This window comes from Oceanobacillus iheyensis HTE831 (assembly GCF_000011245.1).
GTDB classification, from domain to species: domain Bacteria; phylum Bacillota; class Bacilli; order Bacillales; family Amphibacillaceae; genus Oceanobacillus; species Oceanobacillus iheyensis.
Map to the genome: position 1 here is coordinate 3351777 of NC_004193.1, position 12375 is coordinate 3364151.

At 37.5% G+C, this 12375-nt stretch carries 9 protein-coding genes; 3 read left to right on the forward strand and 6 right to left on the reverse strand.

Annotation, left to right across the window (positions count from 1 at the left end; all coding sequences use genetic code 11):
• Nucleotides 1-72: 72 nt before the first annotated feature.
• The 5 genes from OB_RS16405 to OB_RS16425 form a co-directional block, all read right to left on the reverse strand.
• Entirely contained in the window at nucleotides 73-786 is a 714-nt protein-coding gene (locus OB_RS16405) for a response regulator (protein WP_011067615.1), read from the reverse strand.
• The gene (locus OB_RS16410) at nucleotides 783-2384 is read right to left on the reverse strand and encodes a sensor histidine kinase (protein ID WP_011067616.1); all 1602 of its coding nucleotides are present in this window, start codon (nucleotides 2382-2384) and stop codon (nucleotides 783-785) included. Before OB_RS16410 ends, OB_RS16405 begins: the two co-directional genes overlap by 4 nt.
• A 533-nt stretch (nucleotides 2385-2917) precedes the next feature.
• Nucleotides 2918-3721 (reverse strand): VOC family protein, encoded by an 804-nt coding sequence (locus tag OB_RS16415; RefSeq protein WP_011067617.1) that lies wholly within the window; start codon nucleotides 3719-3721, stop codon nucleotides 2918-2920.
• 118 nt (nucleotides 3722-3839) lie between these two features.
• On the reverse strand, nucleotides 3840-6029 hold the full coding sequence (locus OB_RS16420) for a Z1 domain-containing protein (RefSeq protein WP_011067618.1): 2190 nt from the start codon (nucleotides 6027-6029) through the stop codon (nucleotides 3840-3842).
• Between the two features lie 389 nt (nucleotides 6030-6418).
• Nucleotides 6419-7489: a YkvI family membrane protein gene (locus OB_RS16425; protein WP_011067619.1), complete on the reverse strand. Its 1071-nt coding sequence runs from the start codon at nucleotides 7487-7489 to the stop codon at nucleotides 6419-6421.
• Nucleotides 7490-7615: 126 nt separating this feature from the next.
• Between OB_RS16425 and OB_RS16430 the strand changes: the two genes are divergently transcribed.
• From OB_RS16430 to alr, 3 genes are all read left to right on the forward strand, one after another.
• Nucleotides 7616-8863, forward strand: a complete 1248-nt coding sequence (locus OB_RS16430; RefSeq protein ID WP_011067620.1) for a PucR family transcriptional regulator — start codon at nucleotides 7616-7618, stop codon at nucleotides 8861-8863.
• Between the two features lie 110 nt (nucleotides 8864-8973).
• A complete protein-coding gene (ald, locus tag OB_RS16435) occupies nucleotides 8974-10104 on the forward strand; it encodes an alanine dehydrogenase (RefSeq protein WP_011067621.1) in 1131 nt (376 codons plus the stop codon).
• A gap of 198 nt (nucleotides 10105-10302) precedes the next feature.
• Nucleotides 10303-11481: an alanine racemase gene (alr, locus tag OB_RS16440; RefSeq protein WP_011067622.1), complete on the forward strand. Its 1179-nt coding sequence runs from the start codon at nucleotides 10303-10305 to the stop codon at nucleotides 11479-11481.
• 254 nt (nucleotides 11482-11735) lie between these two features.
• On the opposite strand, the gene OB_RS16445 is transcribed toward alr, so the two are convergent.
• On the reverse strand, nucleotides 11736-12365 hold the full coding sequence (locus OB_RS16445; protein ID WP_011067623.1) for a flavodoxin family protein: 630 nt from the start codon (nucleotides 12363-12365) through the stop codon (nucleotides 11736-11738).
• Nucleotides 12366-12375 lie beyond the last annotated feature (10 nt).

Consider the following 12375-nt stretch of genomic DNA (forward strand, 5'->3'; position numbering starts at 1 on the left):
GTTGACAAAAAATTGAACGGTTTTGAAACTATTAAAAGAGTTTTGAAATTAAAAAAAGCAGCTAATTATGTATTAGCTGCTGATATACGGGTATAAGTGATGATCATTTTCTCTTTTGTATTGGTACGAATAGACAGGTCGCCCTATTCCATACGTCATCTTCTCTTCGACCCAATCAATATCTACTAAAAACTTTAAATATTTACGGATAGAAACACGAGAAATATTGGTTTGCTCTGCTAATTCATCTGTGGAGAAAAATACGCCGTGCTGACGTCTGATTTCAGATACAATCACTTGTAACGTTGACTCTGTCAGACCTTTTGGCAATATTTTTTCTGGTTCACCAGCTTCTTCTTCCGCATGCATAAACTTGTCCAATTCCTTTTGCGTCATTACCTCTTTATCCAATAATAATTCATGTTTTTCTTTATAAGCAAGTAGGGATTGTTCTAATCGCTCAAATTCAAATGGTTTAATCAAATAATCTACAGCACCAAATCGCAGGGCTTGCTGTATTCGTTCTTTGTCTGATGCGGCCGTTATTAATATTACATCGACCTCTATGCCCACACTTCGAATATGAGATAGGAGCGCTAATCCATTTTCATCTGGCATATATACATCAAGCAATAATAACTCAACCGTTTGCTGTTCCATGGTTGCCTTCGCTTCCGCTGTGTTGGTTGCGATCGCTGTTACTTCGAATCCATCGATAAGCTGTATATATCTTTTATTAAATTCCGCTACCATTGGATCATCTTCTACAATTAGTACCCGAATCATTGTATATCTCTCCTTATCTGATAAGGAACTTCGACTTCAAAAATAGTTCCAGCTTCAAGTGTTTCAAAACGCAAGGATCCACCCAACGTCTCTACACTCTGTCTTACTAAATATAAACCATAGCCCCGGTTATTTCCTTTGGTGGAGTAGCCTTTTTGAAACATCTGTTGCTGTATATGTTCATCTATGCCAATACCATAATCTTGAATCCCTATATAGAGCCAATCATTCTTATAGCTTACATACATATCGATTGTACGGTTTTCTTTCGATTTTATTGCATCAATTGCATTATCTGTGAGATTTCCAATAATGGTAATTAATTTATGGACAACTTGATTATCGGCAGATGCAGGTATTTCTTCTGCGACATCAATTTGCAGATTAACATCTCTTTCTCTCGCATCGCTTAATTTACCTAGGAGAAACCCTGCCAATATCGAGTCTTTTACATTTTTGACAACATGATTTAGCTCATCATTACGCTGATTAACAATTTGTTTAATATAATCGTCTAATTCATCGTAACTTTTTGTCGTTACCATGCCATTAATCACATGCAATTTGTTCATAAATTCATGAGACTGTGCACGTAATGCCTCGGCATACAGCTTTACCCCTGATAATTGTTTGGCTAATTGTTTTAGTTCTGTTAAATCTCTAAAAGTGGAAATAGCACCTACCACTTCATCATTTACTATAATAGGCATTCGATTTGCCAAAATAGTCACGCCGTTTATTTTCTGTTCAACATCCATCTCGGGCTGTTTGCTTTTTAAAATATCCTCTAAATGCGAGTGAGGAAGAACCTCTTCTACGTTTTTACCAACAGGGGATTCGGTAATTCCTGCTTTTTCAAAAACTTTCATTGCGGCTTTATTTACAATCGTTATTTTATGGTCCTTATCGATGGTTATGATGCCTTCTCTTGCTGACTCTAACGTAGCGCTTCTTTCTTTTAGCAATTTAGCAATTTGAAACGGCTCTAAACCAAATAAAATCCGCTTAATATAACGGGCAATAAACCATGCTCCTAAGATGCCAATAATTAAACCAACAATCGAGCTAATTAGATTGCTGATATGATTGTTATTGATGACATCATCAATTTCTTGTAGGGATATCCCCACCGACACTGCACCAATTTGTTCGCCCTCTTCATTAAATATTGGGGAGAAAGCGCGCAATGAGTCACCAAGCGTCCCCTCAGATATGGAAATATGCTCGATACCTTGTTCTAATACGGTATCTTCATCCCCTCCTACAAAAGGCTTTCCAATTAACTCCGGGTTCGGATGTGACTTACGTATACCATCCATATCCATAACTACAATAAATGTTAAATCCGTATAGCGACTTATTTCATTCGTATATTCTTGTATATATTTCTCTTCATCTTTATTTTGTAGCCCATTAATTACCCATTCGGACTTGGCCATTGTTCGAGAAATAATTACTGCCTTTTCCTCAATATTTTCTTTTAGCCGTTCACCGGTTGCATAATTTATTAATAAATCATTGGTAATAAGAACAATAATAACTACTAAACAAACAAGCGTTGTTATCAATATGCTTAGACGTGTTTTTTTCTTACCCATCGATATTTCCTCCAAGATTATTGTCACTTTATCCTACCACAGAAAATTAATTTAGCGAGACATGTTAGCAAATTAGCGTCGGTTCCTTCCACTGATTGTATCCCGAATGGTACTACTCGGTAAAAAATGAAATCCTAGTCTCGAGGCAACCTGTAGTAGAAGGCATGGAAAGTTGGTGGTGAAGAAGCATGGGGATGGCAAAAGAATTGGAGTAGAACAAATGGTAGGATGGTGGTGTGGCGACAGGAGGGGGCTGGAGGGGCTGGAGGGACTGACGCTCCCGATTGCTCTAGCGTAATCGGAGATATCCCCCAGCCTGCCACATAGGAGTAATTTTGGTTGAGTTGATTGGGAACAGCTCTATTAACCACTTTTCAGCTTTCTTACGTTTTTTTGGGGTTAGAGAACCACTCTATTGACCGCTTTTCTAGCTTTCTTCCGTTTTTTTGGGTTAGAGAACCGCTCTATCAACCACTTTTTCAGCTTTCTTACGTTTTTTTGGGTTAGAGAACCTCCCTACATTCAAGAGAAATTTACTCAAATCGATATAATGCACCTGAAAAATCAATGGTCTTTCTTTCACCGCTACTGAACTGTACCATAAACGGTTTTTCGCCTTTTGATTGTAGAAAAGAGGCTGCTTTTCCATTATCCGTCGGTTCATAAAAGATAAGATTACCACCCGCAATACGTATAGGATATCCTTTGGCTTGTAACTCACTATCTATAAAAGGGGTACCCAATTCTACATCGAGCAGTTCACTCCAAGATGCAGCTGTTTCTGCTCCATTGTTCACGGCAAATCCGATGCTCTCCAAAGCTATATCTCCTATTGGATGATCTGCAATAGCGTTGCTTTTTTCCAAGTCTTTTTTTCTCCATTCATCTGATTCGTCCCATTCAATGAAAAATGGCAATTCAGGAGAGATCCCTTCGCGTCCTATAAATAATAATTTCCATTTGATTATACTTCCGTCTGGTCGAGTGCGGCTGAAGTCCGTGGGGCCATTCACCTCAAAACCAAGAGAAGCAAAACGTTGGGCGTCCGCTTGTAAATCCGTTGAACGTAATGCTACTCGTACAGCTCCATCTTCTTTTGCATCTAGAATACTTTTAATAAGTCCATGATCGACCTTAGCGGCTTCATTTGCAAGTTGTTCACTAAACACACCAATAAATTCAATATAGCTTAGTCCAAAATAACTTAACGCATTGTAAGTCCCTAAATTCACATGCTTCCCTCCTTGAACCGCATGAATTCCGAGTTCCTCACAACGTTCCATTGCTTTTTGTGGATCATTTACTACATGTACAAAATGATCAAATAAAAAAGACATGGATGGCCTCCCCAAATGAATAATATTATTCTACTTTTACCATTTGTTATAGCCTTTGTAAAGTTGGTTGTTAGCTACTTATTAAAATAGGAAAATACAGCAGTCCTCGAAACTCGACTCAATCTTGTTCATGTAATGATTCACTCGTAAACACTACTGTTTTTGTATTTTTTGGCGCAACCAACACTGGCCACCAAAACGGCGTTCCCCGCCAACCTTTTTCTTCCTCTCCATTTTGACGTAATAAGAGTAAGGCAGGAATGTCTGTAGCTACTTGTTTTGCTATTCTTAACTCTCCCTTTTCTCCAGCGGGAGTATCTGGAGCATCCTCATAACGATTCGAACCAGGTCGAATCCTGCTCATATTTCTGCCTCGCTTCACAATACACCATACATGCCCTTGATAAGTGGAATCGGTGTGCTGAGACAAATATTCCATACTTGCTAGGAAAGCTTTTACATCCCAAGACGAATCTGTATTGTCATCAAATGTTTTGGCGATGGTTCGTATAATTTTCTTCGCGTTATCAAGTCGTATTAAGAAAGCAACGCCGTCAGCCTTTCCACTTGCCCCAATCGCACGATCTAGCTTATCAATGGTTTGGCTGATGTACGTTTTATATCTAGTTTGAAACCCAACGGGAAGCATTCGTTTATATGAGCGTAATGTTGTTGTTTTTGATAGTAATAATTTATTAGGGCTGCAGGGAATAATTTCATTTTGCTGGTCTTGTTGAATAAAGACAACCCCTTGATCTTGTCCACCTTGTTCAAAAGCCTTTCGCAACCCTGTATCAAATTCATATATTTTCCTCATGACATGATAAATTTCTTTCGTTGTATAAAATCTTGTTACGGCTAAGTCTTCCTTAGGACGAAATCCATACATACGTGAATGCTGAAGGACCGTATCTTGCTGAAAGCGACGAGGATTTCTTCCATAATAAAAGCCGATTAAGTTTGCAATCGTTATCCCTCTATCTAATATTTGTCCGCCAATAAATATATTTAGTGGAGCTCTTAGTTTCAATTGACCAGTGTTATCTAGAAGCTGGTTTATATCCGTTTCTGAATTTACCTTTGATATCAAAAGATGATCTTTTTGCAGCGCCCATAATGATTCAAATTGCACTTCGGCGAAAGAAGGAATGTCACCTCCTAGCATCATTAAGGACTTTTTCATGTTTTCGAATGAAGCTCTTATCAGATTCAAGAGTAATTTTGGTTGATCATCTGCAGCTTGTTGTAGCTGACGTTTTATTTCTAAGATAATGGTTTCTTGCCACTCATGGGATAACTTAGCCTGCTCCGTATGGATAATAAAACTATACTTATTCATTCGTCTTCCTTGCTGCTTTTGCTGAATCCTTCGCATGACTCCTCCGACAACGAAATGAATAATTGAATTTCTAAGAGAAGAAATCTTGTTACTATGTAACGCCTCCTCTAATTTAAACCTTCTTCGGTCCTGCTTTTTTAATGCCATTAATTCGTCTTCGTTAATCGGTTCATATATATGAGAAGAAATAGAATCTCCTGCTTCACTTTCCTCAAAATAATATTTTCCACCTATATATTCATTCGGAACAGGCACAAGTTCTGTAAATGCAGGTTTCACCGGCTGAAAAACCTTCGAGGATCCGTCTACTTTTAACGTATCCGGTTGTAGATAAAGTGAGTATGGTGTTGCGGTTACTTGCAAGAAGCTAACATCTGCTAAATTTCTGCGAAGCCTATCAATTTGTCCGGCGATTACGTTGATTTCTGTAACCTCTCGCTTTGTTTTAGAAAATCCAATGCTTGCAAAGTCGGCCTCATCATCAATTACTAATGTTTTTTTAGTTGCTAAGGCAGGATAGCTTACCGACAAAACTTCTTCTAAACGCTTCAAGTTATTGGTTTCTTTCTTCACGACGATCATTTGTTTTTGCTGTAATTCATATTCAATTAAATTGTTTGGCATCGACATAATATCATGAATTTGCAAGACATCTTCATCTTCGATACCTTCAAACTCCTGATATAACCGTTGTAATGTTTGCCTTGCTAAAGCTCTGGTACCTTTTGTTAATACAATGATTACATCATAGCCATTATCCATCGCAAGGCCTGACAAACCAATAAATGTTCGCGTCTTCCCACTTTGAATTTTCCCAAGCAACATCCCTGGTCGGTTCATTGTAGTGCCATAATGTAATAGATGTTCTAACGATTTTTCTATACATTGCATGATTTCATTAGAATACGTATTTCGCTCTTTTAAATATGTATAAAACATTCCTGTTGTAAGTGCTTTTACTTGTTGCATAAATTCCTCCGCTGTTTCTATAGTCACCGTGATAAAGTATAGTTTTACTTATTATAAAAAACAACTATAGAAATTTTAGTCAATAACAAAAGCGCAAGCGCCCGTTTATCACCGTATGTCCTGCGCCCCTGGTTTTCAAGGGGTGGTTCGACTGGTCGAACTTCTTTATTTCTTTGAGATAAAGGAAACACGATAAGCGTATGCGAATCGATGTTTTCTTTATCGTAAGGAGGTTTCCGGAAGGACAATAGGTGATGGGCGCTGGAGCTGGACGTGGCTAAATAACTTAGTTGTTTAGCCACAGCCCAAAACTTTATAATTTCCTATACAATAACAAAAGCTTGCAAAGGATCGATCATCCTCTACAAGCTTTAGTATCTATTTTCTATTTAAGAAGAACGCTGCTGTAACTCTTTCATCTTCTTCACTTTAAATGGTGCATACAGGAGAACCCCAATTAAAACAAGTCCTAAATAACCAATTAATGGATAGAAGAAGGCAACAAGCTCTGTAAATCCTACAAAACTACATGCGAATCCAACTAATAGGACAATGGTATAAAAGTTCTTAAATTTCTTTGTACCAACCTCAGCAAATCGAGCACCGAAGGAGTAGAACATACTTAATCCCGTATTAAATATCATAGCGAAAATTACAATTGCCATAATCACTCCAAGTACCGGCGAGATATCGTTTACGATACCAAGCATTGGCATGTCCATATTTCCTACATCTTCTATTTTAGAGAAAATGGCTAAATGACTAAATACGATTAGAAAACCTAATCCAAGTCCACCTACTAAACCGCCAAGAGCTGCAGTTCTCGAGTCTTTTTCCGCACCACCCATTACAATTGCCATTGATGCCCCAACAGCAGTATTAAAGGAAGCATAATTAATCCCAGCAATAAACCAATTTGGTAATGATGATGTGTGTTGCTGTGCAACGTTGTTTAAAGCAGATATCGATCCATCGAATGTAAAGAAACTATAAATAGATATCAGTATAACAAATAATATTAAGAACGGTGTAATACCACCGATAATAGATACTACTCTATCGACTTTGACCATACCACATATAATAATTAAAGCTGTCATTAAAATAGTCCCTACAACCGCAGGTATCCCAAACTGCTGATTCAGGTTTGATCCTGCACCTGCGAGCATAACTACTCCTACACCAAAGAGTGTAAAGATAAGAATATAGTCGATAGCTCGACCAATCCATTTGCCACTTATTCGATATATCACATCTTTATGTGAATTTGTTTTCATCACACTTCCTAACCACACTAGTGCAAACCCAATATACGCAAATAAAGCGGTTGCAATTACGGCCCCAATAGTTCCCAAGAGACCAAAACTAGTAAAGTACTGTAACACTTCTTGGCCTGAAGCAAATCCTGCACCTACGATTACGCCTATGAAAGCGCTTCCAATCAATAGAATTCTTTTCATGATGTATATCCTCCCAACTTGTGTCATTATATACTATATCATCTTAAATATGAAATATATTTGTGTATATACTAAAATAGACAGATACATATTTGTTTATTTCTTTAAAAATAATGGAGGAAAAAAATGGATTTAAATATAGATACACTTCACAAACGATTGAATGACATTGTCACTTCACCAAATCAGTTAGCTGATAGCATTGCTGATCTATTCGAGTGTCCGATTACAATAGAAGATTCTAATCACCATGTGATTTCATATAGCCAGCATAAGGATGACATCGACCAGGTACGTATCTCTACTATTATTAATAGAAAAGTGCCAGATAAAGTTATTAATGCTTTCTGGAAGAAAGGGTATATGCCAAAATTAATTGATAGTGACGATCCCGTCGTGATTCCAGAAATACAAGAAGTAGGACTTGGCAACAGAATCGCTATCTCTGTTAGAAAACAAAATGAAATATTAGGATTCATCTGGGCACACACCTCTGATAAAACCTTCACAGAAGAAGAAGTATTCCTTTTTAAAGAAGCTGCCACCTATGTAAAAAAGTATTTCTTGAAAAATCGGCAGCATAATCGAAAATCCGAAGAAGGTTATCGTGATTTCTTCTGGCAACTTTTGCGCGGAGATTTACACAACACGGATGATATAAATCGCCAAGCAAAACAATATAACATCCAATTAAATGGAGATAAAACGATTGTTGTTATTCGTTTTTCAGATGAAGTGAATGAACAAATGGAAAAACATGCGTATTATTTATCCGAGTCTCAAGTGAAAGTAAATGTTATTACGCGCCTATTTGACGATAATGATTTTATTATGTTAGTAGGATTACCGAAAGAATCTAATTCAAAACAACTACTGTATGATTTTATTCAACAACTTATCCAGCGTATTGGAGAACAATTAAATCTAAACACTGTATTAGGGGCTGGCGGGTTACGTTACGAACAACCACAATTAATAGAACAGTCCTTTCACCAAGCGAAAAATGTGTTAAAACTCCAAGAACAAATACCGGAAAGATTAAATGATATCCTATTATATGAAGATTTAGGAGTATTGCAATTTATCGATACGCTTGCAGAAACGCGAAAAGATGAGCATTATTACAATCCTTATATGGAAAGACTGCGTTCTTATGATAAACGACATCAAACTTCTTTATTAGAAACATTAGATATTTATTTGCAATGCGATAGTAATGTATACCGTGCTGCAAAAGAGCTATTTGTTCATCCCAATACGATGAATTATCGGTTGAAACGGATTAAAGAAGTAAGTGGAATTGATTTAAAAAACGCGAACCAAAAAACAAATATTTATCTTGATTTGCTTATCGATAGCATTCATAAAACATGATTTGTGCAAATACACAAATCATGTTTTTTTCTTTTATATTTTTTAATGATGAAACCGCTTCAAGAAAGCTGTACGATAAGGTTAGAAATTGATAAAGGGGTTGTTTATAGATGATTATTGGTGTTCCTAAGGAAATTAAAAACAATGAGAATCGTGTTGCAATGACACCTGCTGGGGTCGTTCATTTAATAAATGCTGGTCATACTGTACAAATTGAGAAAGGTGCAGGACTAGGAAGTAATTTTGCAGATGCAGAATACAAAGAAGCTGGTGCTGAACTTATCGATAGCGCTGCTAGTGTTTGGGAAAATGCAGATATGATTATGAAGGTTAAAGAACCACTTTCTTCTGAATATAAATACTTCCGTAAAGGTCTTATTTTATTCACTTACCTTCACCTTGCTGCTGCTCCAGAATTAACAAAAGCACTAGTTGACAGTGAAGTAACTGCAATTGCTTATGAAACAATTACAGTAAACGGTACATTGCCACTATTAACTCCAATGAGTGAAGTAGCAGGACGTATGGCTACACAAATCGGTGCACAGTATCTAGAGAAATCAGAAGGCGGAAAAGGTATCCTTCTTGGAGGAATTCCAGGAGTTAGCCGCGGTAAAGTAACTGTAATCGGTGGTGGAGTTGTTGGTACGCACGCTGCTAAAATCGCTCTAGGTCTTGGGGCAGAAGTAACGATTATTGACTTAAACCCTGTACGCCTTCGTCAATTAGACGATATCTTTGGTTCAAGCATTCAAACATTAATGTCTAACCCGTACAACATTGCAGAAGCTGTAAAAGATTCTGATCTAGTTATCGGTTCTGTATTAATCCCAGGACGTAAAGCTCCTAAATTAGTTACAGACGAAATGATTCAATCGATGCAACCAGGATCTGTTCTTGTGGACGTTGCAATTGACCAAGGTGGTAACTTCGAAACAGTAGATCACCCAACTACACATGATGAGCCAATCTATGTAAAACATGATGTACTTCATTATGCAGTTGCAAACATCCCTGGTGCGGTACCACGTACAGCTACTGTTGGATTAACTAACGTAACAGTGCCATATGCGGTACAAATCGCTTCTAAAGGTGCAGTAAAAGCAATTCAAGACAACCCAGCAATTCTTACTGGTGTAAACGTTATGAATGGTAAAGTAACTTACGAAGCAGTTGCTGCTGACCTTGGATACGACTTTGTTTCACCTGAAGATGCAATCAAAGACGCAGAATTAGTTTAATTTTAATTGTTAAAATAAAGGTTGAAAATGAAAAAGCTAGCCTACCCAATATTTCATCTTTACCTTACTTTTAACGAATCCATTTCAAGTACCCTTCCTGCTATAAGCTTAGAAGGGTACTTTTATTCTAAGTGAAGAAATTATAGTGTAATTACCTTCAACTAACTATATTACCCAGTCATCTAGGGAGGAATCACAATGATTCAAGGAAGTTATCGTGACACATGGACAGAAGTATCATTAGATGCCATCCATCACAATGTAACGGCGTTTAAAAACCATATTGATCATCATACAAAGTTAATGGCGGTTGTAAAAGCGGATGGATACGGACACGGTGCTGTAGAGGTTGCACAGGAGGCTTTAACAGCAGGCGCCGATTATCTAGCTGTTGCTATCTTAGACGAAGCTATTCAATTACGAGATGCTGGAATTGATGCACCGTTGCTTGTACTTGGATACACACATCCCGATGGATTAAAAACAGCCATTGAACAGCAAATTACACTCACAGTTTTCACAAAAGAAGATGCAGAACAAGTGAAAATAGCTGCTGAGCTTCTGCAAAAGACAGCTCGCATACACCTAAAAATCGAATCTGGTATGAATCGGATCGGCATCGCTACGAAAGAAGAAGCAGTTGAAATAGCTAAAGCACTTCATTCTTCTTTTGTTATGTTAGAAGGTGCATTTACACACTTTGCCGATGCGGATAATACAGATCCCACTTATACAGAGATGCAATTTCACCGTTTTAATCAGATTATTTCTCATTTAAGAACGCATTGCCATATCCCTATTGTACATTGCTGTAATACTGCTGCGACAATAGCTTACCCGGATATGCATTTGGATATGGTTCGTGTTGGTATCGGCATCTATGGATTATACCCAGAAACACATTTGAAAGAATTGATTGATTTAAAACAAGCAATGAGTCTAAAAACAAAACCTGTTTATATAAAAACAGTTGATCAGGACACCGCAATTAGTTATGGTCTTACATTCACGACAGAGCGAAAGAGCACCATTGCAACAATGCCAATTGGTTATGCAGATGGCTTTTCTCGACTACTGTCTAATCGAGGAGATGTGATTGTACATGCCGGCCGCGCTCCTATTGTTGGACGAATTTGTATGGATCAATCGATGATCGATGTTACGGACGTGGAGAATGTTGGACTAGATGATGTAATTACCATTTTTGGTGAGCCTACCGAAGGATATATCGCGATGGAAGAAGTAGCTAATCTGATGGGGACGATACATTATGAAACAGCATGCCTAATTGGAAAGCGTGTTCCACGGATATATATGAGGCAAAGTGAAGCAGTTAATTATAAAGGACTAGTAGAGAAAGAACCTGTTACGTCTTAGTTTCTTGTTGAACAATATATTTCAGATTAATTATAGGCGGAAACTCTTGTAGAAAATCGGCTTTCAGTCCGTGCTGATCCTACTGGAGTCTCCGTCTTTTTTTAGATTTTTAAAGCTATAATGAAAAAATAAAGAACGGGCTAGAGTAAATAGAACGTAGCAATTATGAAATTGACTCATATTTAAAAATCGCAGGTAAAAATACAGTATTCCTCCATGGGAATTGTGTCTGTATTTCACCTGCGATTTTTTATCTATTCCATTACATTTCCTTCAGCAGGAATAGGGTTATCTTTTAACATTTTCGCTATGTGGATCGTATTATAGGCGAGCATCTGTACATGATTTTGGGTAAACTCATTTTCTTTCCCATCAGCTTCCATGAATGATGGTCCTGGACCAGCTTCACCAACCCAATATGCATCAACGTTTGGTGGAATAGTAAAGCCAATATGGGATAAACCAAATATAAGCGATGTCGCTGCATTTTTTGCACCGTCTTCATTTCCTGTAACAACAACTCCACCGACTTTATTATAATAAATTGATTGACCTTTCTCATTGGTCAGCCCACTACCACCATAAAGCCGCTCCATTGTAACGGTTGCGAGACTACTTTTCTCGCCTAACCAGATTGGCGTCCCGATAATTACAATATCAGCTTCTTTTATCTTTTCTAAAATTAGCGGCCATTCATCTCCATTACCTAAATCATCACTAATCCCAACCGGAATGTTGTAATCAGCTATTCGTACTGTTTCGCTTACTACATCTTCATGTTCATAAATATGTTTCACTTCGTTATATAAGGCATCTGTATTTGACGGTTCTCCACTTGTTTGTTTCAATGATGTATTTAAAAATAATGCTTTTAGTTTTGCCATATTTATCTCT

What these genes read in the sequence shown, in the direction of transcription:
- OB_RS16405 (WP_011067615.1), bottom strand. Translation starts at nt 786, where the DNA reads ATGATTCGGGTACTAATTGTAGAAGATGATCCAATGGTAGCGGAATTT.
- OB_RS16410 (WP_011067616.1), bottom strand. Translation starts at nt 2,384, where the DNA reads ATGGGTAAGAAAAAAACACGTCTAAGCATATTGATAACAACGCTTGTT.
- OB_RS16415 (WP_011067617.1), bottom strand. Translation starts at nt 3,721, where the DNA reads ATGTCTTTTTTATTTGATCATTTTGTACATGTAGTAAATGATCCACAA.
- OB_RS16420 (WP_011067618.1), bottom strand. Translation starts at nt 6,029, where the DNA reads ATGCAACAAGTAAAAGCACTTACAACAGGAATGTTTTATACATATTTA.
- OB_RS16425 (WP_011067619.1), bottom strand. Translation starts at nt 7,489, where the DNA reads ATGAAAAGAATTCTATTGATTGGAAGCGCTTTCATAGGCGTAATCGTA.
- OB_RS16430 (WP_011067620.1), top strand. Translation starts at nt 7,616, where the DNA reads ATGGATTTAAATATAGATACACTTCACAAACGATTGAATGACATTGTC.
- ald (WP_011067621.1), top strand. Translation starts at nt 8,974, where the DNA reads ATGATTATTGGTGTTCCTAAGGAAATTAAAAACAATGAGAATCGTGTT.
- alr (WP_011067622.1), top strand. Translation starts at nt 10,303, where the DNA reads ATGATTCAAGGAAGTTATCGTGACACATGGACAGAAGTATCATTAGAT.
- OB_RS16445 (WP_011067623.1), bottom strand. Translation starts at nt 12,365, where the DNA reads ATGGCAAAACTAAAAGCATTATTTTTAAATACATCATTGAAACAAACA.